The sequence below is a fragment of the Collinsella aerofaciens genome (assembly GCF_015670795.1).
GTDB lineage: Bacteria > Actinomycetota > Coriobacteriia > Coriobacteriales > Coriobacteriaceae > Collinsella > Collinsella aerofaciens_Q.
This window is the reverse complement of sequence record NZ_JADPCJ010000001.1, coordinates 21683-46848: the sequence shown is the minus strand read 5'-3', so window position 1 is coordinate 46848 and position 25166 is coordinate 21683. Positions and strand designations below refer to the sequence as shown.

At 61.3% G+C, this 25166-nt stretch carries 25 protein-coding genes; 1 reads left to right on the top strand and 24 read right to left on the bottom strand.

Annotated features, from left to right (window positions below):
* Positions 1-134: 134 nt before the first annotated feature.
* The 11 genes from rnhB to rpsP form a co-directional block, all read right to left on the bottom strand.
* Complete coding sequence (rnhB, locus tag I4W09_RS00230; RefSeq protein WP_055309871.1) at positions 135-923, bottom strand: ribonuclease HII; 789 nt, start codon at positions 921-923, stop codon at positions 135-137.
* A gap of 93 nt (positions 924-1016) precedes the next feature.
* Positions 1017-1358 (bottom strand): 50S ribosomal protein L19, encoded by a 342-nt coding sequence (rplS, locus tag I4W09_RS00225; RefSeq protein WP_006236098.1) that lies wholly within the window; start codon positions 1356-1358, stop codon positions 1017-1019.
* A 210-nt stretch (positions 1359-1568) separates the two neighbouring features.
* Entirely contained in the window at positions 1569-4319 is a 2751-nt protein-coding gene (gene ppdK / locus I4W09_RS00220; protein WP_117770365.1) for a pyruvate, phosphate dikinase, read from the bottom strand.
* 249 nt (positions 4320-4568) lie between these two features.
* Positions 4569-5435: a pyruvate, water dikinase regulatory protein gene (locus I4W09_RS00215; RefSeq protein ID WP_196031215.1), complete on the bottom strand. Its 867-nt coding sequence runs from the start codon at positions 5433-5435 to the stop codon at positions 4569-4571.
* Between the two features lie 34 nt (positions 5436-5469).
* Positions 5470-7566 carry a glycine--tRNA ligase subunit beta gene (gene glyS, locus I4W09_RS00210; protein ID WP_117770367.1) on the bottom strand — a complete coding sequence of 699 codons (2097 nt, stop codon included), beginning with the start codon at positions 7564-7566 and terminating at the stop codon, positions 5470-5472.
* Positions 7567-7569: 3 nt separating this feature from the next.
* Positions 7570-8481 carry a glycine--tRNA ligase subunit alpha gene (locus I4W09_RS00205; protein WP_006236091.1) on the bottom strand — a complete coding sequence of 304 codons (912 nt, stop codon included), beginning with the start codon at positions 8479-8481 and terminating at the stop codon, positions 7570-7572.
* A gap of 59 nt (positions 8482-8540) precedes the next feature.
* Positions 8541-9104: a signal peptidase I gene (gene lepB / locus I4W09_RS00200; protein ID WP_055309866.1), complete on the bottom strand. Its 564-nt coding sequence runs from the start codon at positions 9102-9104 to the stop codon at positions 8541-8543.
* Between the two features lie 2 nt (positions 9105-9106).
* Positions 9107-9865, bottom strand: a complete 759-nt coding sequence (gene trmD / locus I4W09_RS00195; protein ID WP_055285126.1) for a tRNA (guanosine(37)-N1)-methyltransferase TrmD — start codon at positions 9863-9865, stop codon at positions 9107-9109.
* Between the two features lie 10 nt (positions 9866-9875).
* Positions 9876-10397, bottom strand: coding sequence for a ribosome maturation factor RimM (gene rimM, locus I4W09_RS00190; protein ID WP_055309865.1), 522 nt, complete (start codon positions 10395-10397; stop codon positions 9876-9878).
* A 4-nt stretch (positions 10398-10401) separates the two neighbouring features.
* Positions 10402-10647 carry a KH domain-containing protein gene (locus I4W09_RS00185; protein ID WP_171021534.1) on the bottom strand — a complete coding sequence of 82 codons (246 nt, stop codon included), beginning with the start codon at positions 10645-10647 and terminating at the stop codon, positions 10402-10404.
* Between the two features lie 42 nt (positions 10648-10689).
* Positions 10690-11031, bottom strand: a complete 342-nt coding sequence (rpsP, locus tag I4W09_RS00180; protein WP_022094749.1) for a 30S ribosomal protein S16 — start codon at positions 11029-11031, stop codon at positions 10690-10692.
* 201 nt (positions 11032-11232) lie between these two features.
* On the opposite strand from rpsP, the gene dinB reads away from it, so the two are divergent.
* Entirely contained in the window at positions 11233-12486 is a 1254-nt protein-coding gene (dinB, locus tag I4W09_RS00175; protein WP_195544404.1) for a DNA polymerase IV, read from the top strand.
* A gap of 95 nt (positions 12487-12581) precedes the next feature.
* On the opposite strand, the gene rsfS is transcribed toward dinB, so the two are convergent.
* The 13 genes from rsfS to mreC form a co-directional block, all read right to left on the bottom strand.
* The gene (gene rsfS, locus I4W09_RS00170; protein WP_022094751.1) at positions 12582-13037 is read right to left on the bottom strand and encodes a ribosome silencing factor; all 456 of its coding nucleotides are present in this window, start codon (positions 13035-13037) and stop codon (positions 12582-12584) included.
* Positions 13038-13064: 27 nt separating this feature from the next.
* Complete coding sequence (yqeK, locus tag I4W09_RS00165; RefSeq protein WP_172677985.1) at positions 13065-13598, bottom strand: bis(5'-nucleosyl)-tetraphosphatase (symmetrical) YqeK; 534 nt, start codon at positions 13596-13598, stop codon at positions 13065-13067.
* 87 nt (positions 13599-13685) lie between these two features.
* Positions 13686-14363, bottom strand: a complete 678-nt coding sequence (nadD, locus tag I4W09_RS00160; protein ID WP_022094753.1) for a nicotinate-nucleotide adenylyltransferase — start codon at positions 14361-14363, stop codon at positions 13686-13688.
* Between the two features lie 3 nt (positions 14364-14366).
* A complete protein-coding gene (gene obgE / locus I4W09_RS00155) occupies positions 14367-15833 on the bottom strand; it encodes a GTPase ObgE (protein WP_022094754.1) in 1467 nt (488 codons plus the stop codon).
* 85 nt (positions 15834-15918) lie between these two features.
* Positions 15919-16176 (bottom strand): 50S ribosomal protein L27, encoded by a 258-nt coding sequence (rpmA, locus tag I4W09_RS00150; protein WP_006236075.1) that lies wholly within the window; start codon positions 16174-16176, stop codon positions 15919-15921.
* Between the two features lie 33 nt (positions 16177-16209).
* Complete coding sequence (gene rplU, locus I4W09_RS00145; RefSeq protein ID WP_035138585.1) at positions 16210-16584, bottom strand: 50S ribosomal protein L21; 375 nt, start codon at positions 16582-16584, stop codon at positions 16210-16212.
* A gap of 67 nt (positions 16585-16651) precedes the next feature.
* A complete protein-coding gene (locus I4W09_RS00140) occupies positions 16652-17464 on the bottom strand; it encodes a TIGR03936 family radical SAM-associated protein (RefSeq protein ID WP_117770371.1) in 813 nt (270 codons plus the stop codon).
* The gene (locus I4W09_RS00135) at positions 17461-19338 is read right to left on the bottom strand and encodes a TIGR03960 family B12-binding radical SAM protein (protein ID WP_117770372.1); all 1878 of its coding nucleotides are present in this window, start codon (positions 19336-19338) and stop codon (positions 17461-17463) included. The genes I4W09_RS00140 and I4W09_RS00135 overlap by 4 nt, the downstream gene beginning before the upstream one ends.
* Positions 19339-19348: 10 nt before the next feature.
* Positions 19349-20278, bottom strand: a complete 930-nt coding sequence (locus I4W09_RS00130; protein ID WP_117770373.1) for a YcjF family protein — start codon at positions 20276-20278, stop codon at positions 19349-19351.
* An 18-nt stretch (positions 20279-20296) separates the two neighbouring features.
* The gene (locus tag I4W09_RS00125) at positions 20297-21523 is read right to left on the bottom strand and encodes an FtsW/RodA/SpoVE family cell cycle protein (protein WP_117770374.1); all 1227 of its coding nucleotides are present in this window, start codon (positions 21521-21523) and stop codon (positions 20297-20299) included.
* Between the two features lie 9 nt (positions 21524-21532).
* Complete coding sequence (gene mrdA, locus I4W09_RS00120; protein WP_196031214.1) at positions 21533-23602, bottom strand: penicillin-binding protein 2; 2070 nt, start codon at positions 23600-23602, stop codon at positions 21533-21535.
* A 13-nt stretch (positions 23603-23615) separates the two neighbouring features.
* Positions 23616-24182, bottom strand: coding sequence for a rod shape-determining protein MreD (locus I4W09_RS00115; protein ID WP_117770376.1), 567 nt, complete (start codon positions 24180-24182; stop codon positions 23616-23618).
* An 11-nt stretch (positions 24183-24193) separates the two neighbouring features.
* Positions 24194-25135: a rod shape-determining protein MreC gene (gene mreC, locus I4W09_RS00110; protein ID WP_117770377.1), complete on the bottom strand. Its 942-nt coding sequence runs from the start codon at positions 25133-25135 to the stop codon at positions 24194-24196.
* Positions 25136-25166: the final 31 nt, after the last annotated feature.

Genomic DNA, 25166 nt, shown 5'->3' with positions numbered 1-25166 from the left:
GGGTAAGTACCGGAAGCAAACCAAAAGCTGACCAAATGCCGTCAAAAAACGGGCCGTACGCAGCAATGGTGTTGCATACGGCCCGCTACCAGCAGGTTTATAAAACCCCAGAGGTCCCTGTCTCCACAATTGACCTAGAAAAGGCGCTCAGTCTGCAGAAAGTTTCCGCAAAAGCTCACGCGGTGCAGCGGACAAAGTCCATGTTTGCGAATGGCCTCGATGTGCTCGGGGCTCGCATAGCCCTTCGACTCGGCCAGATGGTACTCGGGGTACTCGGCGTCGTACTCGACCATCATCTCGTCACGCGTGACCTTGGCCATGATGGACGCCGCGGCGATACAGGCGATCTTGGCATCGCCCTTCACCACGTCGCGCTCATTGGGAACGGCGCCCAAGGGGTTGCCATCCATGAGGACGCAGTCGGGTTCAAGTCCCGTATCGGCCACGGCGCCCGCGACGGCAACGCGGATGGCGCGGGCCATACCCATCTCATCGATATCCTTAGGCGCGATATGGCAAAAACCAATCGCCGTCGCCACCTCGGCAATCTTCACAGAGAGCAGCTCGCGGCGCGCCGGCGTGAGCTTTTTGGAATCGTTGATGCCCCAGACGCGCGGCTCCATGGGAAGGCACACGGCACACACGGTTAAGGGACCCGCTACCGAGCCACGGCCCACCTCGTCGACACCAACGACCACCCCATCGCCGCCAAGCTCATGCATAAGCTCGTACATGCCATTGACGCGCTCGCGCTCGGCAACCTCTTTGGAATGGCGTTTGAGGGCGCGTTCACAAGCCTTGATCACCTGCTGGCGCGGGTCCTCGCGATAATGCTCCACGAGGGCGGGGATCTCCTCAAACGTTGCGCTCGCCAGCTCTCCGGCAACCTGCGATGCCGAAACCGAGCTCGTCATATTGGCCATACCAGGCCCTCCTTGCATGCAAATCAGATAAAAAGAAGGGCCACCCGAAGGTGACCCTTACGTCCAAACGAGTGGACAGACGCTGCGATCTTCTTAGCGCTTCTCGGGGATGCGAGCAGCCTTGCCCACCTTGTCGCGGAGGTAGTACAGCTTGGCGCGACGGACGCGACCATGACGAACGACCTCGAGCTTGGCGATCTTGGGGCTGTGAAGCGGGAAGGTACGCTCAACACCGACACCGAAGGACATCTTGCGGACGGTGAAGGTCTCGCGGGCACCGGCGCCGGCCATGCGGATGACGTCGCCCTGGAAGACCTGGATGCGCTCGCGGTCGCCTTCCTTAATGCGGTAGTGAACCTTGACGTTGTCGGCGACGCGAACCTGAGGAATGTCCTCGCGGATCTGCTGACGCTCGATTGCGCGGATGTAATCCATGTGCAATTCCTTACTCTTCTAGAGGTGCCGTACCACTCTGGCCGGCACGTAGTTGAACAAACGTATTCGAGTATACACGCGCGGGTTTCTGCTGCAAGAACAATTTTTTACGCAGACAAAAAGACAAAACCCGCACATGATAACCGTCCGCCTCACGAATGAGACGGACGGCATGAAGGGGGGCTACGTTAGGCGTCTGAACCCAAAACGTTAGGCGGAGCGCTTCGCCTCGAGCTTGGCCTGGGCGGCAGCCAGGCGTGCGAGGGGCACGCGGTAGGGCGAGCAGGACACGTAGTCCACGTCGGCCACATTAAACAGACCCTTGATGGACTTGGGGTCGCCGCCGTGCTCGCCGCACACGCCAAAGTGCATGTCGGGGTTGGTGGCGCGGCCCTTCTCGACGGCCATGCGCACCAGCTCGAGCACCGCCGTGTCAATGGTCTCGAAGGGGTTGTCCTTCAAGATCTTCTTGTGCATGTACAGCGGGATGAACTTAGCCTCGGCATCGTCACGAGAGAAGCCGAAGGTGGTCTGGGTGAGGTCGTTGGTGCCAAAGCAGAAGAAGTCGGCATGACGCGCGATCTCGTCAGCGACCATGCAGGCGCGTGGCAGCTCGAGCATCGTGCCCACGGGAATATTGAGCTCGACGCCCTCCTCGGCAGAAACCTCGGCGATTACCCGCTCGATGACCTCGCGGGTCTGGACATGCTCCGCCGTGATGGAGACGAGCGGAACCATGATCTCGGGTCGCGGGTCGACGCCCTCCTTGATAAGGCGGGCAGCAGCCGTGGCGACGGCGCGAACCTGCATGAGTGGCAGATCGCTAAAGACGACGGACAGGCGAACGCCGCGCAGGCCGAGCATGGGGTTCGACTCGACCATGCCGTCGATACGACGCAGGCGGGCGCGCAGGGCTGCAAGCTCTTCCTCGCTGGCGCCGGCGGCTTCCTTCTTGGTGATGGCGACCTCGAGCTCGCGAGGATTATCCAGGAACTCATGAAGCGGCGGATCGAGCAGGCGGACGACCACATCGCGACCGGACATGGTCTTGAACATCGCCAGGAAGTCCTCGGTCTGAACCTTGAGCAGGTCGGCCAGGGCCTGCTGCTTCACGGCCTCATCGTCAGACAGGATAAAGCTCTGGATGATGTTCTTGCGGTCGCCCAGGAACATGTGCTCGGTGCGGCACAGGCCGATGGCCTCGGCGCCAAACTCGAGCGCAAGCTCGGCATCCTCGGGATTGTCGGCGTTGACGCGCACATGGTTGGCATGGCCACAGGTCTCGTCCAGGCGAATCTCGTCGGCCCAGGACAGGATGGTGTCCAGATCGCCGGTAAGCTCGGCGGAGACCAGGTCGACGGCGCCGTCGACGACGATGCCCTGGGTGCCGTCGATGGAGATGACATCGCCCTCGCGCAGCACGCGGTCGCTGCCCTCGATGCGCACGACCTTCTCGGCGGCGTCGATATGGAAGCGCTCAACGCCACAGACGCAGGGCGTACCCATGCCGCGGGCGATAACGGCGGCATGACTCGTCTTGCCACCGTGGCTGGTCAGGATGCCCTCGGCGGCGACCATGCCCTTCAGGTCGTCGGGGTTGGTCTCCCAACGAACCAGAATGACCTTGTGGCCCTCGGCGGAACGCGTGACGGCGTCGTCGCTCGAGAACACGACCTCGCCCACGGCGGCACCGGGGCTGGCGTTCAGACCGCTGGCCAGCGCCTCGTACTTCTTGGAGGCGTCAAACTGCGGGTGCAGGAGTTGGTCGAGCTGCGCGGGATCGATGCGGCTCACGGCCTCCTCGCGGGTGATCAGGCCCTCCTCGACCATTTCGATAGCGATGCGCAGGGCGGCGGTGGCGGTGCGCTTGCCCACGCGGGTCTGGAGCATCCAGAGCTTGCCCTGCTCGATGGTGAACTCGATATCGCACATATCGCGATAATGATCCTCGAGCGTCAGGAACACGCGCTCGAGCTCCTCACCTGCGGACTCGAGGCCCGGGGTGGTCTTGAGGTCGGCAATGGGCTCGGTGTTGCGGATGCCGGCGACGACGTCCTCGCCCTGGGCGTTAACCAGAAAATCGCCGTAGAACTCCTTGGTGCCGTCGGCCGGATTACGCGTAAAGGCGACGCCCGTCGCAGAGGTCTCGCCCTTGTTGCCAAAGGCCATGGCCTGCACGTTGACGGCGGTGCCGAGGTCGTCGGAAATGCCATGCTGCTTGCGGTAGATGCAGGCACGCTCGTTCATCCAGCTGCCAAAGACGGCCTGGATGGCAAGGCGTAGCTGAAGCTCCGGGTCGTGCGGGAAGACGGGCTTGCCGTCAGCGACCTCGAGCTCGGGATACAGGGAGGCATCGACGTTCTCGGAGAAGATGCCCTTAAAGGTCTCGACGAGTTCCTGCAGGTCCTCAGCCGAAAGCTCGGAATCGACGCGAACGCCGGCGACCAGACGGGCCTGGGTCAGGGCGTTCTCGAACAGGTCGGCGTCAACGCCCATAACGACGTTGGAGAACATCTGAATAAAGCGGCGGTAGCTATCCCAAGCAAAACGCGGATTTTGCGTCTGGGCGATGAGCCCCTGAACGGAGTCGTCGTTGAGGCCTAAGTTGAGGACCGTGTCCATCATGCCGGGCATGGAGAACGGAGCGCCCGAACGAACCGACACGAGCAGCGGATCGGAGGCGTCGCCGAGCTTCTTGCCGCAGCGGGCCTCGAGGTCCGCCTCGGCAGCAACGATCTCATCGAGTGCGCCCTCGGGCCACACGTTGCCGGCACCGGAGTACTCGACGCAAGTCTGGCAGGTAATGGTAAAGCCACCGGGAACCGGCAGGCCGATGCGGCTCATCTCGGCAAGGTTTGCGCCCTTGCCGCCAAGCACGAAGTTCATGGACTTGTCGCCCTCAGTGACACAGGTGCCCTGGGCGTCGGTTCCAAAACGGTAAACCCTCTTGCAATCGCTCACGATACTTCCCCTTTCATGCACTTACGCGCACGACCGTGGTAACGAATCGACCCGCCAAATGCGGGCCGTGAGGGAACTATACGGCGGGTTTTGAGCGGGCTTAAGCAGAGGATGCGCGGTTTGGTAAACGTGCTAAAACTGGCGGTAAACGGTAGGTAAAGGTGGTTACCTTATGAATATACCACTGTAAGAAAGTGCAGGTCAGATGCGATATTTTTGCTAAATCGCTTTATCAAAATGCTGCTACTATTAGGCTCGACGGGCGGCGCGGCGGGCACGGGCTTCTTGGATTTCCTCCAAGTGGCTAATGATCTCGGCTGCGCTTTCCTCGATGGCCTTGCCGTCGGTACGCACCACAAAGCAGCCTAGGCGCTTCATGAGCGCACGGGCTTCCTCGAGCTCGCTGTGCACGCTCTCAGGCTCGGCATAGGAGCCGGCAACGGCACGAGCGTAGTCATCGCCCAAGCGGCTATCGCGAATTTCGGAAATCACATCGACGGTCGAAATCAGGCCGAACAGGCGCCTCGGGTCGACCTCGTAAATCGACTTGGGCGGCTCCATGCCATGCGCCAGTGGGACATTGGCGACCTTGTAGCCCTGATAGGCCAAATACATCGACAGCGGCGTCTTGGACGTACGCGATACGCCCAGCAGCACGATATCGGCACCCGACAGATCGTCGCAGCCGCGCCCGTCATCGTGCTCAACGAAATACTCCATGGCCTCGATACGATGGAAATAGCGGTCATCGGTCTTGTGAATCACGCCCGCAACGCCCTTGGGCGGCACACCGATGAGCGACGACAGCACAGCGAGCGTCGGGCCGATCAGGTCGACCGAACGGATATGCAGCATGCCCAGGTAATCGAGCACACGGGCGCGAAGCGCCGGATCGACAATGGTGTGGAACACGGCAATATCGCGATGATCGGCATCGACGCGCGGACCCACAAACGACTTGACCTGCTCCACCGAGTTCACCTTGGGCAGGCGCAAGAGACGAAAAGCCCCTTCATCAAATTGCCCGGACGCCGCAAGCACCACCTCACAAGCGGTATCACCGAGCGAGTCGGAGATAACGATAACGGTGGGACGAGCGGTGACCGGGCAATCCATGCGGGGCTCCTTTTGCGCTTACACGCAGGCTGGCTTACTTTTTACGAGCAAGCTCACCGATGTTGGCGATGCCGGAGAAAACGGCCTCGAAGCGGTTGAGCAGCTTAAGGCGATTATCGCGGAGCTGCTCGTCCTTGTCCATGACCATGACCTCGTCGAAGAAACGGTCGATGGGCGCGCGCAGGGCGGCGAGGGCAGCAAATGCGGCCGGATAATCCTCGGCAGCAAGGGCGGCGTCGACAGCGGTCTGAGCAGCCTCGGAGGCATCGGCAAGCGCGAGCTCGACCTCGCCCATCAGGGCGCGGTCGTACTCCGCGCCCAGCTCGGGCTTGGAGATGTGCGCGGCGCGGGCATAGGCGGTCGCCAGGTTATCGAACGTCTCAGCGTCGTTCTTGCGGGCCTCGTCGAGGGCGGCGCAGCGGGCGAAGAAGACGGACGGGGCGATGATGTGCACCGCGGAGACGGCGGCAACGGTATCGGCCGGGATCTTTTCGTCGCGGGTCATGCTCACCAGACGGCCGTGGAAGAAGTCGCGAACCTGCTGAGCGACCTCGGCGGCGTCGAACTCGATACCCTGCTCGCTATAGAGCTCAAGGGCAAAGTCGATAAGCGACGTGGGATCGATCGGCAGACGGTCGCGCAGGATGTTGATGATGCCGATAGCGGCACGACGCAGCGCGTAGGGATCGGAGGAGCCGGTCGGGGGCTCGCCAATGGCAAAGATACCGGCGATGGTATCGAGCTTGTCGGCGCAGGCCACGATGCAGCCAGCGGTGCCCTCGGGCAGCTCGTCACCGGCAAAGCGGGGACGATAATGATCGCGAATGGCGTGGGCGACCTCATCGTTCTCCCCCATCGCGGTGGCGTAGTAACCGCCCATCACGCCCTGCTGGCTCGTGAACTCGACGACGGCGTTGGATACCAAGTCGGCCTTGCACAGGTGCGCGGCGCGAGCGGCATCGGCTGCCAGGTGAGCACCCAGGTGTGCCTCACGGGCAATAGCGAGCGCGAGCTGCTCGATGCGCTCGGACTTGGCGAGCACGCTACCGAGCTTCTCCTGGAAGGCGACCTTGGCCAGACGCTCGCGGAACTCGTCGAGGGAGATCTTCAGGTCCTCCTCGTAGAAGAACTTTGCATCGTCCAGACGGGCACGCACAACGCGCTCGTTGCCGTCGATCACGCGCTCGGCGTTCTCGGGCTTGCTGTTGGAGACGACCACGAACTCACGCGTGAGCTTGCCCTCGCCGTCATAGATCGGGAAGTAGCGCTGGTTGGTGAGCATGGACTCGCAGATGATCTCGTGCGGGACCTTGAGGAACTCCTCATCGAAGGTCCCGACGAGCACCGTCGGCCACTCGCAGAGGTTGATGACCTCCTCAAAGACCTTCTTGGGCGTATCGACATGGCAGCCGGGACGGGCAGCCTCGACCTCGGCGATACCGGCAAGGATGGCCTCGCGACGGCGCTCGGCAGAAAGCACGCCGGCGTCCTCGAGCACCTGCTCGTAGACGGCGGGGCTGGCGACCACATGGTCACCGGGGCCAAGCACGCGATGGCCACGCGTGGTGTTGCCACTCGTCACGTCGGCAAACGACACGGGCACAACGTCCTCGCCCAGAAGGCAGCAGATCCAGCGGACCGGACGAACAAAGGTCGCATGCTCGTGACCCCAGCGCTGAGAGCGGTAGTTGGGCCACTGCAGGCCAGCGATAGTCTTCTCGCACAGGGCCGTCAGGATCGGGGTGGCCGGGGCGGAAGGGATGTTCTTCTCGGCAAAGACATACTCGCGACCGTCGGTGTCCTCGCGACGAACCAGATCCTCGGCAGCCACACCGCACTTGCGGGCGAAGCCCTGGGCGGCCTTGGTGGCGTTACCATCGGCATCGAAGGCGATGTTGGCCGCGGGGCCGCGCTTGACCTCGTGAACCTCGTCGGTCGCGGTGGCGACGTCGGCAACGAGCGCAGCCAGGCGGCGCGGGCTCGAGATCACACGGACCTCGCCGTGGGCCAGACCGGCCTCGTCGAGACCCTTGGCGATCATGGTGCCAAGCTGCTTGACGGCATTGTTCAGCGGTGCGGAGGGCATTTCTTCCGTACCGATCTCAAACAGGAAATCCTTAGCGTCTGCCATGGCTTACGCCACCTCGCCTTCCTGATCGGCATTCTCGTTGACTCCGGCGACCTCGGCCATGTAGGCCTCGCAGCACGCCTTGGCGACGGCGCGGACGCGCAGGATGTAGTTGGCACGCTCGACCGCGGACAGGGCGCCGCGAGCATCGAGCAGGTTGAAAGCGTGGCTGCACTTCATGACGCAGTCATATGCCGGCAGCGGCAGCTTGCGCTCCAGGCAGGAATGGCACTCGGCCTCGTAGTCGTCAAACTTCTGACGCATCATCTCGACGTTTGCGACCTCAAAGTTATAGGCACTGAACTCGCGCTCGTTCTCGAGGAACACGTCGCCATAGGTCATGGGCGTGCCGTCGGGCAGGTAGCTCCACACCAAGTCGTAGACCGAGTTAACGCCCTGCGCATACATGGCAATGCGCTCTAGGCCATAGGTGATCTCGACGGGCACGGGGTCGACCTCGATGCCGCCTACCTGCTGGAAGTACGTAAACTGCGTGACCTCCATGCCGTTGAGCCAGACCTCCCAGCCAAGGCCCCAGGCGCCGAGCGTCGGGCTCTCCCAGTCGTCCTCGACAAAGCGGACGTCATGGTCGTTGGGGTCCAGACCGATAGCGGCAAGAGACCCCAGGTAAAGCTCCTGGGCGTTGACCGGTGAGGGCTTGATGAGCACCTGGAACTGATAGTAGTGCTGCATGCGGTTGGGGTTCTCGCCGTAGCGGCCGTCGGCGGGACGGCGGCAAGGCTGCGCATAGCAGGTGCGCCACTCGGCGGGACCGAGCGAGCGCAGCGTGGTCGCGGTATGGAAGGTACCGGCACCGACCTCGGAGTCATAGGGCTGCATGATGACGCAGCCCTGCTCGCCCCAGTACTGCTGGAGGCGCAGGATGATGTCTTGGAAGGAAAGCGATGAAGCGTTCATGCCTCTAATATCCCCTCGTCGAAACGATTACACGGTTAGGTACTGTACTATAGCGGTTTTTAGTCGATAGCGCCCAGACGGTTGAGCGGCCAGTAACGCACGAGCGCCACGGCGATCAATTCGGAGCGGTCGACCGGGCCAAAGTAGCGGGAGTCAGCAGAGTTCTCGCGGTTGTCGCCCATCACCCACACGCACCCGTCGGGAACGGTGTAGGGATAGCTTACCTGAGCGCCGGGCGCTTGGACCGAAAGTGGCCAGCTCATGCCCGTCGTATAGTCCTCGTCGAGCGCTTGGCCGTCAACGACCACCTTGCCATCCTGCAGGTCGACCGTCTGCCCGGCCGTGGCAATAACACGCTTGACAAGAACATCATGCTCGGAGGTGCCATCGGGGTTGTGAAACACCACGATATCGCCCTGCTTGACGGGCTGACCGAGCTCGAGGCTCACCTTTTGTGCCAGGATCTGGTCGCCAATCTCGATCGTGGACTCCATGGAACCGGTGGGTACCACAAAGGGTTCGACCACAAACGAGCGAATCAAGAAGGTAGCGACCAGTGCGATCGCGACGACCACGATCCACTCAAACGCACCCTTTAGCACGGAATGCTGCGATGGAACCATCCTCACTCCTCGCTCTGCGAATACGAAGCGTCCAGAATCTCCTGCGCGTAAGCGCGCTCCTCGGGCGTGAGCCGCGCCGTCTCAATCAGATCGGGACGCCAACGACAGGTGCGCTCGATGGCGTTCTTACGACGCCACGCATCGACCTTAGCATGATCGCCGCTCACAAGCACCGGAGGCACGCCCTCGCCGTTGAACTCGGCAGGACGGGTGTACTGCGCGTACTCGAGCAGGCCTCCATCCTCGGCGGTCGAGAACGACTCGTCCACGTTGCTCATCTCGTCGCCCAGGGCGCCGGGAATCAGGCGTACGACGGCATCGGCAACGACCATAGCGGGAAGCTCGCCGCCCGTAAGCACGTAGTCGCCGATCGACAGACGCTCATCGGCATACGCATACGCGCGCTCGTCGACGCCCTCGTAGCGACTGCACACAAACAGCAGGCGCTCACTTTTGAGCAGGCGCTCGGCCACATGCTGCGTAAAGGGCTCGCCACAGGGGGTGAAGAACACAACCGTGGGCTTGGGACCCTCTGCGCTAATGGCCTCGATGGCCTCTGCGATAGGCTCGACCTTCATGAGCATGCCCTGCCCGCCGCCGTACGGCTCGTCATCGACGGTACGATGGCGGTCGTGCGTCCAGTCGCGCAGGTTATACGCCTTAAAATCAAAAAGGCCGGCCTTGCGGGCGCGGCCCAAAATCGATGTGGACATGACGGGCTCAAACATCTCGGGAAAGACCGAAAGGGTCTCGATCAGCATGTTGTCCTCCCTACTTGTCCATATCGATCAGGCCGTCCATAACATGGACGGAAATTGTTCCTGTGTCGGGAAGATCGAGCACGACCTGCTCGATCACGGGAATCAGTACCTCGCCGTACCGATCGCCCTCGACAACCCAAACATCGTTAGCGGGCGTCGACATGATCTCGACGATCGTGCCGAGCGAACCGAAGCGCTCGTCGACCACCTCGCGACCCATCAGGTCGGTATAGGCAGCGTCGAGCGAATCGAGCTCAAAGTCGTCACGATTTGCCAGCACGTAGCATCCCGTGATGCCCTCGGCGGCCGTCAAGTCGTCAATGCCCTCAAACGAGACCAGATCGCCATCGCCCGTATCGGTGACGGACACGACCGTGCAAAAGCGGTCGCGCTTGAGCGCCGGCGGCGTCAGGGCGACGCGCATACCCGGCTCTAATACAGAAGGAAGCCCCCGCAGCGGCTGCGCGAGGACCTCCCCCTTCCTTCCGTGCGGCTTGACCACACGGGCGATGTTTTTGTACTGGGACCTCAAGGTCCTAGCCCAGAACCTCTACCTCGACAGCAGTGTCGAGGCGAGCAGCCAGTGCACGGGCGAGCGTGCGAATGGCCTTGATGGTACGGCCACGACGGCCGATGACCTTAGCGACGTCATCCTCGGCGACCGAAACCTCAATCGTAGAGGCGTCATCACCATCGATGACCTCAAGGCTCACGGAATCCGGGTCGTCGACGATCTGAACAACGAGATATTCGACGAGATCGGCGATGCGATCTGAGAGCATTGCCTCACCCTCGAGCTGTGCAGCGTCAACCTCAGGCACGATTTACTCCTCGGCGCCCTCAGCGGCCTCAGCGGCAGCCTTAGCGGCCTCGGCCTCTTTGGCGAGCTGCTTCTTGGACTTCTTGACGACGGTCTCGGTCTTCTCGCCCTCGTTGGCGGCCTTGACCAGAGCGGCGACGGCGTCGGTGAGCTGAGCGCCCTTGGACTGCCAGTCGGCGATCTTCTCGAGGTCAAGGTTGATGGTCTTGGGGGCGGTCATCGGGTTGTAGCGGCCAACCTCCTCGATGATACGACCGTCACGCGGGGCGCGGGAATCGGCGACGACGACACGGTAGTACGGACGCTTCTTAGCGCCGTGACGAGCAAGGCGAATCTTGACTGCCAAAGGAAACTCCTCCAACCAAGCAGCTTTAGGCTGCAACTACAAACAAACAGTTGAACATAATACGCCATCGACGCGGGCAGGTGAAGTCCGTGAGACCAACTTCTTCGGTGTAGTCGAGGGCAAATCCATATCTTAGACAAGAATTCGGGATTTGCAAGCACATACACGCACCCCACATGAGCTGCGCGGTATACTCATGACATGGAAAGACGCGAACATACATACGGTTATGAGGATGCCATGGGCGTCACGCCGCCTCCCTGGACGGGTCCGGCGGTGGGTCTGATGGACCTTGATGCGTTTTTTGCGAGCGTGGAGATGCTCGATCATCCCGAATGGCGCGGAAAGCCGCTCATCGTGGGCGGAGACGCCGATTCGCGTGGCGTCGTGTCCACGTGTTCGTATGAGGCACGTCGCTTTGGCGTGCACTCCGCCATGCCCTCAGCCGAGGCGCGGCGCTTGTGCCCGCAAGCCATTTGGACGCACGGGCACTTTGATCGCTACCGCGAGGTGAGCGCGCACGTTATGGCAATTCTCGCCGACGAGACCCCGCGCGTTGAGCGCGTATCCATCGACGAAGCCTTCATCGATATCACACCGGGTCGCTTTGCGCCCGAAGACCCGCTGCTGGTTGCGCGGCGTATAAGCGGTCGCGTGGCAGAGCTGGGAGTGACGTGCTCCATTGGCGTGGGCTGCAACAAGACGGTCGCAAAAATCGCAAGCGAGCGGGATAAGCCGTTTGGGCTGACCATCGTGCGCCCCGGAACCGAGCAGCGCTTTTTGGCCGCGCTGCCAGTATCTGCCATGAGCGGCATCGGGCGCTCGGCCGAGGAGCGACTGCGCCGCATGCGCATCTACACCCTCGGCGAGCTATCACGTGCACCGGAATCCACCTTGGCCTCTATTTTTGGCGTCAACGGCGAACGCATGCGCCAGCGTGCGCAAGGACTCGAAATCTCCGAAGTCACGAGTCTCGATGAAGAGCGCGAGGTCAAATCGGTCAGCAATGAACGCACCTTTGCGAAAGATTTGACTGAGCGTGGGGATATTGAGGCGGCGATTGCGCTGTTGGGAGAGTCAGTGGGACGCCGCCTGCGCCGTCAGGGGCTGACGGGTGCCACGGTAACGCTCAAGCTTAAGTATTCGTATGGCAGCGGGCGTACGGCACAGCGCCGGCTGCCTCATCCGACCGACGATGAGAACATCTTCGTGGCGGTTGCACTCGAACTGCTCGACAACATCTGGCAGGATGGCATGCATGTTCGCTTAGCGGGCATCGGCATGAGCGACTTCGACCACCAAGGCGGCATCCAGACTGACCTGTTCTGCGAGATCGATGACCGCGGAGCCCAATCCAGCGACCGCCGCGACCTCTCCGTCGCCATCGACGCCGTCCGAGACAAATTCGGCGACACCGCCCTTTCCTTCGGCCGCCAATCCCGCTTCAACGATTAACCGCCTTTGGGCAAAAAGAAAGCCGGGCAGGTGCGGAAACCGCACCTGCCCGGCGATATGCGTGAGGGTAGCTAAACCCCGTCTCAAATGAGCTACTAGAGGAGGTTGAGGGGGAGCTGGGGGGCGTCACCCCAGAGCTTTTCGAGACGGTAGAAGTCGCGCGCCTCGGGAGTGAAGACGTGGACGACAACCGAACCGTAGTCCATGAGCATCCAGGTCTTCTGCTCGCGGCCCTCGATGGAGAACGGATGCTCGCCGCAAGCCTCGGCGACCTTCTCCTCGATCTCGTCGACGATCGAATCGACCTGGCGGTTGTTGGTACCGGTGGCGAGCACAAAGTAGTCGCACACATCGGAAAGCTCGGTCAGGTCGAGCACCTGAACGTCCTCGCCCTTCTTGTCGTAGGCGGCCTGCGCGGCGGCGCGGGCGACATCCTCGGCGGCGACACCGCTCGCGGACAGCGAGGCGGCAGTGCGGTCAGACGTGGCGGCGAAGCTCTTGTGCTCCACACCTTCAAGAATCTGCTCGTCGGTCATGGTCTCGTCGGCCATGGAATACCTCTTTCTAGTCAGCCCGAGCTAGCGCAGCTGGGCGTAATGGTTGTAAATCGAAATAGCCGTGGGATAAAGATAGCGCCCGGACTGGATCACATAGACCAGACCCTGCGCAAAACAGGAGAAGAACAACTCGTCGAGTGAGGACTTCCCCACCATCTTGCGCAGCGCATGGGCATAATCGCCGTGGCGGTTGGGTTCGATGGCATCGGCCACAAAGACCACCATATCGAGCGGCGTCATGTCGCAGTCACCCACGGTGTGACGGTCGACAGCCTGGAAAACGGCCGGCGACAGTTCGGGAAAAAGCTGCGGAAGTTCATAGGCGGCAACAGGGCCATGCAAAAGCGGCGTCGCGGCGGAAGGAGAGCCGGCAATCTTAATGCCGTAATGCAGAGCGCGCGTGACCAGCTCGTCGTCGGAGAGCACTTTGTCCCAGTCATGGATCAGGCCGGCGGCAGCGGCATCAAAGCGGTCAACGCCGTAGACCTCGGCCAGATGAAGTGCGGTCTCGGCAACACCCAGCGAATGCACATAGCGCTTGCGCTTATCCTTCATGCGAACATCGAGCAGCTCTTGAATGCGCTTGAGCAGCGCGCGCTCATCGCCCTCAAACTGATCCTCTACCGACAACGTAGACCCCCATCACTCAAAATCTTCTTGGCCCAAATCGGCATATAGCCTGCGTTTGCGAATGTAGCCGAGCACGGACTCGCTCGTAAGATAGCGCACGCTCATACCGCGGGCAACACGCTTGCGAATGTTCGTCGAGCTGATCGCCAGCGCCGGAATCTGAATATAGCGCACGTCGAACGGCAGCCCCGACTCTTTGATTCGGGCACGCGCCGTATCGATATCAAAGCCCGGTCGCGTCGCCGCAATAAAGGTAGCAAGCTCAGCGATTCGTTCGGCATCATGCCAAGTCACAATATCGATAATCGCGTCGGCGCCCGTAATAAAGTAGAGCTTTACCTGCGACGGGTAAAAGTCGCGAAGGGCATGAAGCGTATCGGCCGTATAGGTTACACCCGGACGGTCGATCTCGAACCGGCTCGCCAAAAAGGCCGGGTTCGCGGCGGTGGCGAGGACCGTCATGGCATAACGGTCCTCGGCAGGCGTCACCGGCTTGTCAAGCTTAAAGGCAGGAGAGCCCGCCGGCATAAAGAGCACAGCGTCCAAGTCGAGCGACTCGCGCGCCTGCTCGGCGGTCACCAGGTGCCCGTAATGGATGGGATCAAAGGTGCCACCCATAATGCCGAGCCTAAACTCCTGCCCGTCCTCTAGAGGAAGCTCGGGCAGACCGATTCCACCGCGCAGCGACATGGCTTACTCGCCCTCCGAGGTCTCGGCATCGCCCGCGGCATCCGCCGCATCGACAACCTCGACTCCCTCATCCGCAGCATCGGCCACGTCAATGGCTTCAACGGCAACGTCCTCGCCAGCATCCTCGAGCTCCTCGTACTCCGAGAAGTCCTCGGCGCCCTCAAAGTCAAAGGCGCGCTGGCAAATGCGGACCTCGTCGCCCGCACGGCAACCGGCCTTCTCGAGCGCGTCGTCAACACCCATACGCGCAAACTTATGCTGCAGGTAAATGACGGCTTCCTCGTTTTCCCAGTCGGTCTGGATGACCATGCGCTCGATGGCACGACCGACCACGCGGAAGGCACCGGGCTCTTCCTGAACAATGCGGAAACGCTTCTCACGCTGCAGGCGACGGCGCTCCCACTCATCGTCGCGCAGAACGACCGGCTCATCCGAGACAGCCAACTCGGCGCGCAGCTTAGCCACCTGCTCGCCCACGGCAAGCATCAGCGTGTTGAGGCCGGCGCCCGTCACGGCAGACACGGCAAAGAACATATGTCCATCGTCGAGCGCTGCGCGCTTGAGGTCGGCAATCTTGTCGGCCGTGCCCGGCGCATCGCACTTGTTGGCAACGACGATCTGCGGACGCTCCGAAAGCTCGGCGCCATACTGCTCGAGCTCGCGGTTGATGATGTGGTAATCCTCGACCGGATCGCGATCCTCAAAACCACCCGTCATGTCGACGACGTGCATGATCAGGGCCGTACGCTCAATGTGGCGCAGGAACTGGTGACCCAGGCCCTTACCCTCGCTCGCGCCTTCGATAAGACCGGGGACGTCGGCAACGACGTAAGAATATTCACCGGCACGCACCATGCCGAGGTTCGGCACGAGCGTGGTAAACGGGTAGTCGGCAATCTTGGGACGGGCGGCACTCATGCGCGCGATGAGCGATGACTTACCCACGGAGGGAAAGCCCACGAGCGCGGCATCGGCCATAAGCTTCATCTCGAGCTCGATCCAGTGCTCCTCGGCCGGTTCGCCCAACTGGGCAAAGGCCGGAGCGCGACGCACCGACGTCACAAAGTGCGTGTTGCCCAGACCGCCGGCACCGCCGGGCGCCACGACGACGCGCTCGCCGTCGTGCACCAGGTCGGCAATCTCAAACATCGGGGTCTGCGTCTCGGGATCGAGCTCGCGCACCACGGTACCCATAGGGACCTTGAGAATCAGGTCCTCGCCGCTCTTGCCGTTACGACGGGCACCCTGCCCGTGCGTGCCGCGCTCGGCGCGAAAGTGATGCTTAAAGCGGTAATCGATCAGCGAAGACAGCTGAGCATCGGCCTGGATGACGACATTGCCGCCACGACCGCCGTCGCCGCCATCGGGGCCGCCCTTGGGGACAAATGCCTCGCGCCTAAACGACATGCATCCGGCTCCGCCGTCGCCGCCGCACACGTTAATGCGGCTGATATCGGTGAACTGTGACAACAGAATCGCCTCCTACAAAAAAGAGGGAGACCCTTGAATCCTAAAACTCAAGTGCCTCCCACATATGTGCTCTATGAAGGGTGAATTACGCGTTCGCGAGCGGGCGTACGCTGACCCTGTGCTTGATACCCTTGTGGAACTCAACGGTACCGTCGACCAGCGCGAACAGCGTGTCGTCCTTACCACGGCCAACGTTCTCACCCGGGTGGATGTGCGTGCCGTGCTGACGGACGAGAATCGTGCCCGTGGTTACCGTCTGGCCGGCATAGCGCTTCGTGCCAAGGCGCTGACCGCGGGAGTCACGGCCATTACGGGAGGAACCGAGTCCTTTTTTGTGTGCCATTGTGTATACCTACTCTTTCGTTACGAGTGTAATCTACTCGGCGACGGGAGCCTCGGCAACAGCCTCAGCCTCTGCCTTGACAGCCTTCTTGGCGCGGGAGGTAGCCTGAACCTTCACGATCTTCAGCTTGGTGAGCTGCTGACGGTGACCCTTCAGACGACGATAGCGCTTGCGCTTGTGGAACTTGAAGACCAGCTGCTTCTCGCCCTTGAACTGCTCAACGATCTGAGCGGTAACCTTGGCCTTGGCCAGCTTGTCGGGATCGGTGACGATCTTCTTACCATCGTTGAGGAAGATAACCGGCAGGGTGACCTTGTCGCCCTCATTGCCCTCGATCTTCTCGACGGTGATGACATCGTCGGTGGCGACCTTGTACTGCTTGCCGCCCGTGTTAACGATTGCGTACATGTTTACTTGCCCTTCATGCATCAGTTAGTGCAACAGCCGAATATAGTAGCAGGCGAAAATACCCCCGTCAACGAGTATGTGGAGCAAATCCACAAGTTCGCACAGGTATGGGGCTGACGAGTCGGCCCTCGTCGTCCTCGCATGCTTGATTCTGACGCTCGACATCGTAGGAGCAGATGGTCACGAGGTCTTGCATACCGGTGGAAACAATAGGTGCATCCACGCCCGGGGTCAAGCCCTGCAACAAAACATCAGCAGCAGAAAGCAAAATTTCCGGACGCATGGAGCCCTCGTTGTCGGCATGGGTGTCGAGCATGAGCACCAAATGGTCCGGGCGCTCCCCCGCCGTGAGCTCATAGCCCACGAGCGTGTGATCCAAATCCAAGCGCTTGCTCTTTTTGCCGCGCGCGTAGTCGATGCCGTGGCCCGCGCGCAGCGTGTCGATCGCACGACGCACCTCGTCGGCGCTTACGGGCGCCTCGGGATCCAAGTGCAGGTCGATGCGATACGACAGGCGCGTGAGCTGCGCCGTCAACGCCGGCGTGCGCACGTCGATGTACGCCGCCTCGATGGGCGCCAGATCGGCCGGAGACGCCGCAGCCAGGCGCCCAAATGCCTCGTCGTGCGCCACGAACTCGGTCATAAACAGGTCATACCACTCGCAGGTCGACGACGTACCCACCGGCAGCGCCGAAGAGAAGCCCACGCGCATGTGCGGAGAGAAGCCCTGCGTGACGGCATAGGGAAGTCCCGCACGGCGCACGATGCGCTCAATGGTATGGATTACTTCGAGATGGCCCAGGTACTTAAGGCGATCGCGCTTGCCATAGCGAACACGAAGCCTAAAGAGCGAGGGGTTGTCGGTCAGGCGCTCACTCATGCGCGATCACCCATCAATACATTCTTGGCGTGGAGCGTGGGGCAGATCCCGCAGCCGGTGCACGACGTGCGGGTACAGTCGGGAGTCGTGACGCCCTCGAGCGAGCGACGGTACTCGCGCTCGAGGAAGCCGCGCGTGCAGCCGGGGCTCACGTGCTCCCACGGCAGGCGCCAGTCCAACTCGTAGGGCAGGTGCACGAGCTCATTGAGGTCGATGCCGTTTTTGGCAGCAGCTTCCTTCCAGTTATCGAGCGAGAAATGCTCTACCCAGGCGTCAAAGCGAGAGCCCGAGCGCCAAGCATCGATGATGACGGGCGTCATGTCACGACCGGCGCGGGAAAGCGCGGCCTCGATGAGCGAGGTCTCGGCATCGTGGTAATGCACGCGGACGGCACGGTTGCGAACGCTCGTGATAAGCAACTTCTGGCGACGCTTGACGTCGTCGTAGTCGAGCTGCGGGCACCACTGGAACGGCGTGGCAGCCTTGGGGATAAAGACCGAAACCGAGATGGACACCGAGATCGAGCCGCGACGAGCCTTGGGCACCACGGAACGACCGAGCTCCAGCACGTGATCGGCCAGATTGGCGATGGCCACGATGTCCTCATCGCGCTCGCCGGGAAGGCCCATCATAAAGTAGAGCTTCATGCGGTTCCAGCCGGCCTCGAAGGCCGCCTTGGCCGCACGGTCCAGGTCCTCCTCGGTCACGTTCTTGTTAATGATGTCGCGCATGCGCTGGCTGCCGGCCTCGGGCGCGAACGTCAGGCCGCCCTTCTTTTCGCCGGCGACCGACTCGGCCATATCCACGCCAAACGAATCCAGGCGCTGCGACGGAATAGACACGCGTATACCCGTATCCTCCAGGCGACGGTTGAGCCTGCCGAGCACGTCGCGAATGCAGGAGTGGTCGGTCGTGGAAAGCGAGGTCAGCGACACCTCGTCATAGCCGGTCTTTTCCAGACCCTGAATCACCGACGAGACGATCTGGTCGGCCGAGCGCTCGCGCACCGGGCGATACGTCATGCCGGCCTGGCAAAAACGACAGCCGCGGGCGCAGCCGCGCAGGATCTCGATAGACAGGCGGTCGTGAACCAGCTGTGCATAGGGCACGCACGACTGCGACAGCGGATTCGTGGCGCCGAAATCCTCGACGACGCGCTTGTAGACCACGGTCGGCGCATCCTTGCCCTCACGCGGCACGGTGTAGCCATGCGGCGAGCAGGGCTCGTCGTGACGAACCTCATAGAGCGACGGCACGTAGTTGCCGGCAATGGATGCAAGCTGCTCGACAATCTGCGCGCGCGGGACCCCTTCGTCACGCAGGCGGCGATGCAGCTGGCAGGTCTCGAGCAGCGATTCCTCGCCCTCACCGATGAGGATGGCATCGAAGAAGGCCGCGTACGGCTCGGGGTTGTACACCGAGGGACCGCCGGCGATGATGATTGGGTCGTCTTCACCTCGGTCGGCCGCTAACAGCGGAATGCCAGCGAGGTCCAAAGCCTCGAGGAAGTTCGTCACCGCCATCTCGTGCGGCACATGCAGACCGACGATATCAAACGAAGCGACCGGCGCTGCACCCTCGAGCGATAGCAGCGGAATACCCGCCTCGCGCATGGCGTCGCCCATATCGGGCCACGGCACATAGCCGCGCTCGCAGGAGATGCCCTCGGCCTGGTTAAGGATGTTGTAGAGGATGGCGATACCCTGGTTGGGCAGACCGACCTCGTATACGTCCGGATAGATCAGACAACAACGGTAATCGGCATCGGCCTTGAAAAGCGTGCCCCACTCGTGATCGATATAGCGACTCGGCTTCTCGACCTTGGCGAGCAACGGCTCAATTAAATGAAAACAGTCTTGGTATGCAACGCGCAACGGAAAACCCCTAAGCAGCGAGATCTGATGCGTCCTGATAGGACGCCATAGGACGGGTAGCGCCCACGACCGTGGTCACCAGATCGCGAACGCGGGAGAACGTGGCAGTGACCACCTCGTTGGCACGGCTGTAGTCGACATCGCGCTCGTAGAGCGAAACGAGCGCACGGCCCATGCCATAGGTGCCCGCGGCAGCAGTGAGCGCCTTGACGGCAAACCCAATATGCGGCGTCTGCTTGACGAGCGCGCGGGTGACCGCGCGGATCACAAGACCGCCGGCAAGCACGCCCGCGACCTCGTAGCCGCGCTCGGGCTTAATGCCGCGTCCAAAGACGGCAGCGAGCTCAAAGAGCATGCCCACCTGCGCCAGCGCCATAACGGGATAATCGGCGCCCGGCAAAAACACCAGCGCACCGGTCGCCATATTGGTGAGCGCGCACGAGGTGATGATACGGTTGGCCGCCGCGATGCGCATGAAGGCAAAGTTCGCCGCAAAAGCCGTTTCCTTGTCGGTGCGATCGAGAATCCAGCGGGCAAGCGTCTCGAGCAGATACGTCTTATCGATTGCCGCTACCACGCCGAGCATGGGCGTGGACTCCTCGATAAACGGCACCTCCACAGCAGACTCGGCAAGCACGCACACGGGCGCGCCGGCGATCACGAGCTCCTGCACGGCACTCTCCAAGCGGTCGGAACCACACGAGAGCACCAGCACCACATCGGTATCGGTCTTTGGAGCAATTCGCTCCTCCCGCAGACGCTCGACGCGCACAATGCCCGAGGTCGTCTGCGGCACAAAGGCGTCACGCACCGTCTCGGCCAGAAAGCGCGAGGCGGACGAATCCAGATAGACCGAGACGCGCACCGGCGTATCGGAATCCTTCTTAACGGACGCGCCCATCTTAAAAGCGCGGGTCAGCTTATCTACGGGAATTTTCATAGCAAACCCCTCCAGCGGTTACGCGGCGCCCGAACGATGCCGCCATATGGATTGTACGATACCCACCGTCAGCAGCTGAATCATCATCGAAGACGAACCGAAGCTAATAAACGGTAGCGGAATACCGGTAATCGGCATCATGCCGATGCACATGCCGATGTTTTCGAAAGTCTGGAACGCCCACATGCCAACGATGCCCACACACGAAAGACGCAAAAACAGCGACTCGCACTTAAAGGCGACGCGAATCGTCGAAAAGATCAGCAGCACGTAGAGGCACAGGAGCAAAAAGGAACCGCAAAAGCCAAAGGTCTCGGACAGGAAGGCGAAGACGAAGTCGGTGTGGAACTCAGGCAGAAAGCCGCCGGCCGACTGCGTCGCATGCCCCAGGCCCTTACCAAAGAAGCCGCCCGAGCCAACGGCGATAAGCGACTGCTGCAGGTTGTAGGCATCGTCCAAATCGGCATTATCGGGGTCGATAAAGACCGTCAGACGGTTCATCTGATACTGCTTGATGAGCACATCGTGGCCGAGCAACGAATCAAAGACCGAATCAAGCGCCAGGACGAGGGCCACCAGGCCCACGAGCAGGGCCAGGGTCGACAGCACCCATTCGCGGCGTGCACCGCTCATGCAGATGACGATGGCGCCCGAAACCAGCACGACCAGGCCCGAGCCCAGGTCACCCATGGCAACGACGGCCAAAAACGGAATGGACAGCATGCCGCAGAGCTTGACGTAGTCGCGAACGGTATCGATGCGACCGTTATACTGCGAGCCAAGCGTAGCAATAAAGAAGATGGTGATGAGCTTGGCAAGCTCAACCGGCTGGAATGTCAAGCCGATACCGGGAATCTTGATCCAACCCGTCATGCCCAGACCGCCCGTATAGGACAGACCCGGAATCTTGGGCGAGAAGATCACGATCAGGTCGATGACGAGCAACGCCGTCGAGAAATTGGAAATACCGCGCAGGTCGGTTCGCCAGACGAGCACCGCCAGCACCGCTCCGATACCAATTCCCAGCAGATGGCGTGAGAACGAAGCATCGGCCTTAAACTGCGAAGCCGACCAGATAATGATGGCACCGTAGGCGACGAGCGCCACAGTAGCCACGAGCACACCGATATGCACCTTTTGGCGAAACGTGCCGCGCGAGGCCGAAAGTTGCTTGTTGACGCGGTCCAGGCTGCTGCGAGAGCCGGTCTTGGTTGAACGGAACAGATCCGCCGGAGAAAAATCCATCGCAACCTCCTATCGAACCGAAGAATCGCCCGAGGCCGAAGAGGTATCGGGCTCGTCATAAATCACACCGAGCACGTCGCGCACGACATGCATCGCGGTATCTGAGCCGCCGCCGCCCTGCTCCAGGACAGTAGCGATGACATACTTGGGATCATCGGCCGGTGCATAGGCGCAGAACCACGCGTATTCGTCCTCGCCGCTTTTCTCGCCCGTGCCCGACTTGCCGTATACCTGGGGCGTCAGGGTGCCAAAGTGAGCCGCCAGGGACGTCGATGCCGTGTAAATCACGTCGTGCATGCCGTTGCGAACAAGAGCCAAATCCGAATCGCTGTTGATCTTGGCCTCCAGGCGCTTCTTCTTGCCCTTGCCGTTGTACTTATAGGCATCGCCGTCGCCATCGCGCGACACGGCAGACAAAAACACGTGAGGCACGTACTGTTTGCCGCCGTTGGCAAGACCCATATAGGCGCACGCCATCTGCAGGGGCGTCACCAGGATGTCGCCCTGGCCGATGGCAATATTGGTCATATCGCCGGCATTCCACTTGCGGTCCTCGGCAGAGGCGTCGGTGAAGTACGACTCTTTCCACTCGGCATCGGGAATACGGCCCGCGCCCTCACTCGGCAGATCGATACCGCAGGTCTTGCCTAGACCCCAGCGACGAAAGACCTCCTGCAGGCCCTCGGGATGTTGCTCGTCATAAAAGAACGCCTTGCCCATGTCGTAGAAGACGGGGTCGCACGAGTTGGCGATACCCGACTGCAGCGTCATGGTGCCGTGGCCAGACGTCAACCAGCAGCGCTTGCCCCAAGCCTTGCCCAGGCCCGTCCAATAGCCCGTGCAGTTGGTTGTCTGCGTTGAAGTGTAGGTTCCAAACTCAAGACCGGCCAGCGCCGAGAGCGGCTTGATGGTCGAGGCCGACATGTACTGTCCGCTAATGGCGCGGTTGAGCAGCGGGTGCGAACCCTTGTCATCATTGAGCTCGGTCCACACGTCATTTGAGACGCCGCCGATAAAGACAGACGGATCGAACTTGGGCTCGCTCGCCATGCCCAGGATCTCCCCATTGTTGGGATCGAGACACACCACAGCGCCGTTACCGGCATTGCTGTAGCCAGTGGTCTTGGCAAGCTCGATAGCGCTCGCCAGTGCCGTCTCGCAGGCCTGTTGGATCTTAAGGTCGAGCGTGAGCTTAATGTCGGAGCCGGCCTTCGCGGGCACGGCGCCGGCCTGACCGGTCACATTGCCTGAGGCATCGACCTTGACGGTCTGCTCGCCACGAATACCCTGCAGCAGATTTTCGTAGTAGCTCTCAACGCCCGCCTGGCCCACGATATCGCCCGACTGGTACGTAATCTTGCCAGCAGAAGCATCATCATCGCCAGAGGTTTTCTTATTCTGAGCCTCGAGCTGCTCGGAGGTGATGGTGCCGGTATAGCCCAAGATATGGCATGCCGTCTCGCCATATGGATACTGGCGCTCGGTACGCTCGGCAATCTTGACGCCCGGGAACTCGCCGGCGTGTTCCTTGATATAGGCAACCGTGGAGCGACGGACGTCCGTCGCGATGGTATGCAGGCTCTGGGCGCCCTCTGTATTGTCCTGAATATTGCGAAGGACCGCCACGTAAGGCATTCCAAGCACGTTGGCAAGATGGCGAACCAGAAGCTCATCCTCGGCAAGGTCGCGGTAGGCCACGACAGCAAGTGAGGGACGGTTCTGGACAAGCGCCACGCCATTGCGGTCGAGGATGCGGCCGCGCACAGCGGGAGTGGTAACGGTGCGAGTCTGATTGCTATTAGCCTGCTTCTCGTAATAGTCCGACGAGACCATCTGCATGCCCCACAGCTTGACGGCGAGCGCCGCAAACATCGCGCCCACACCCGCGGTGAGGATGGAAAAGCGGCCCTTAAAGGCGGTCGCCGCTGTATTGCCCTCGCCCTCGGTGGCGCGCGGGGCCGTTCCATGCTGCGTATCGTAGGTAAAACGGGAATCGCCGCGACGCATGATGACCAGCGCGACCACGATGGCCACAACCAGCACGATACCGGCGATAATAACCGTCAACTGGGAAGACATCTACGGGCCTCCCCTATTTGAGCTTGCGGGTCTTGGGCTTAAAGCGCATGCCCGTCTGGCGTCCGCCACGTGCGGAGAATCCATAGCCGGACTGCGGCACGACGCCGGACATCAAAAACGGAATGGCAACCAGACCCGACAGGATCGAGGACGGTAGCGCATGGCCGAAGATCGCCACGACAAAGCTCGTCTCCAAACCCATAAACAGCAAGATGATGCTGTAGATCACATTAATGACGAGCGCGAAGGCGCCCACAGTGACGCCGCGCGCACTCGGGGTACCGCCCGTCTGACCGACGGCGCTGTGCACCAGGGCAAAAGAACCCACGGTCAGCAGGAGCGACATAACGCCCACCGGCACGGCAGCGGACAGGTCATAGAACAAGCCGCTGCAAAAACCGCACACGACGGCACGGGTCGGGTCGCCCGAGAACACGCTTAGGCACACCAGGATAATCATGAAGTTGACGCGACCGCCCGCAATGGAGATCTGCGGTGCCAGGCCTGCCTGCAGCAGCACGCACACGATGGCGGCGATTACAAACGTACGGGAGCTCATCCCCTGCTCGTGTAGATCCATGGACATGCCCCCTATTCGCTCGAGCCGGAATCGGTCGTCTCGGACGCGTCGGAACTGTCATCCGAACTCTCGTCCTTCGTCTTGGTCGCAGCGTCGCGCGACGTTCCCTGCGGCGTGCTATTTGCGGTGCTCACGTCCTCATCCGAAGCCGACTGTTCGTCGGTCAGCGAGGTAATGACCAGCACTTCCTCGTTGTTCTCGGCCGTGGTCTGAGCGCGCACCACAATGGTGTAGTACACGTCGTTTGCCGACTTCTCAACCGACGAGACGGTGCCGAGCGGTAGACCCTTGGGGAATACACCGCCAATGCCCGAGGTCACGATGATGTCGCCAACCTTAACATCGGAGTCGACGCTCACGTACTCAAGACGCAGCGTGCCGTCAGCCTGACCCTGCAGCATGCCCTGGGCGCGCGTGTCCTGTACCATGGCGGACACACCCGAGTTCTCGTCGCCAATAAGGCGCACGGTAGAGGTCTTGGCCGATACCTCGATAATCTGACCGATAACACCGGCAGAACTCGTCACGGGCATGTTGATGGTAAGGCCGTCGGCAGAGCCCTTGTCGATGGTTACGGTCGAGGTCCAGGCATCGCCCGAGGCACCAACGATACGAGCAGCGGTCGATTTGAGGTTGTAGGTCGACTGCAGGCCGACCAGCCCCTCCAGACGCTCGGCGGTCTTTTGAGCCTCGGAGAGCTCAGCAACCTTAGAGGTCAGCTCCTCGTTTTGCTTCTTAAGCTCGTCAAGCGTGTCCTGCGACGCCGTAAGGTTAGAGAACACGTTGCCGATCGCATTGAAGGGGGCCGCCACAGCCGAGCCCACAAAGCGCACCGGCGAGGTAATCGTCGTCACGCCCGAACGCACGGCATGAATCGGTCCTGCCTCGCCCTCGCGGATGTAAAACGTGAGCAGCAACACCGAAATCAGGCTGAAAACAATCAACGGGCGCATACCCGTTGATTGTCGCTTGGTATTCAGATTT

Coding starts and splice junctions, on each gene's coding strand:
- rnhB (WP_055309871.1), bottom strand. CDS start 923: ATGGCCAATATGACGAGCTCGGTTTCGGCATCGCAGGTTGCCGGAGAG.
- rplS (WP_006236098.1), bottom strand. CDS start 1,358: ATGGATTACATCCGCGCAATCGAGCGTCAGCAGATCCGCGAGGACATT.
- I4W09_RS00215 (WP_196031215.1), bottom strand. CDS start 5,435: ATGGATTGCCCGGTCACCGCTCGTCCCACCGTTATCGTTATCTCCGAC.
- glyS (WP_117770367.1), bottom strand. CDS start 7,566: ATGGCAGACGCTAAGGATTTCCTGTTTGAGATCGGTACGGAAGAAATG.
- I4W09_RS00205 (WP_006236091.1), bottom strand. CDS start 8,481: ATGAACGCTTCATCGCTTTCCTTCCAAGACATCATCCTGCGCCTCCAG.
- lepB (WP_055309866.1), bottom strand. CDS start 9,104: ATGGTTCCATCGCAGCATTCCGTGCTAAAGGGTGCGTTTGAGTGGATC.
- trmD (WP_055285126.1), bottom strand. CDS start 9,865: ATGCTGATCGAGACCCTTTCGGTCTTTCCCGAGATGTTTGAGCCCGTC.
- I4W09_RS00185 (WP_171021534.1), bottom strand. CDS start 10,647: ATGCTCTCAGATCGCATCGCCGATCTCGTCGAATATCTCGTTGTTCAG.
- dinB (WP_195544404.1), top strand. CDS start 11,233: ATGGAAAGACGCGAACATACATACGGTTATGAGGATGCCATGGGCGTC.
- rsfS (WP_022094751.1), bottom strand. CDS start 13,037: ATGGCCGACGAGACCATGACCGACGAGCAGATTCTTGAAGGTGTGGAG.
- yqeK (WP_172677985.1), bottom strand. CDS start 13,598: ATGAAGGATAAGCGCAAGCGCTATGTGCATTCGCTGGGTGTTGCCGAG.
- nadD (WP_022094753.1), bottom strand. CDS start 14,363: ATGTCGCTGCGCGGTGGAATCGGTCTGCCCGAGCTTCCTCTAGAGGAC.
- rpmA (WP_006236075.1), bottom strand. CDS start 16,176: ATGGCACACAAAAAAGGACTCGGTTCCTCCCGTAATGGCCGTGACTCC.
- rplU (WP_035138585.1), bottom strand. CDS start 16,584: ATGTACGCAATCGTTAACACGGGCGGCAAGCAGTACAAGGTCGCCACC.
- I4W09_RS00140 (WP_117770371.1), bottom strand. CDS start 17,464: ATGAGTGAGCGCCTGACCGACAACCCCTCGCTCTTTAGGCTTCGTGTT.
- I4W09_RS00130 (WP_117770373.1), bottom strand. CDS start 20,278: ATGAAAATTCCCGTAGATAAGCTGACCCGCGCTTTTAAGATGGGCGCG.
- I4W09_RS00125 (WP_117770374.1), bottom strand. CDS start 21,523: ATGGATTTTTCTCCGGCGGATCTGTTCCGTTCAACCAAGACCGGCTCT.
- mrdA (WP_196031214.1), bottom strand. CDS start 23,602: ATGTCTTCCCAGTTGACGGTTATTATCGCCGGTATCGTGCTGGTTGTG.
- I4W09_RS00115 (WP_117770376.1), bottom strand. CDS start 24,182: ATGGATCTACACGAGCAGGGGATGAGCTCCCGTACGTTTGTAATCGCC.
- mreC (WP_117770377.1), bottom strand. CDS start 25,135: ATGCGCCCGTTGATTGTTTTCAGCCTGATTTCGGTGTTGCTGCTCACG.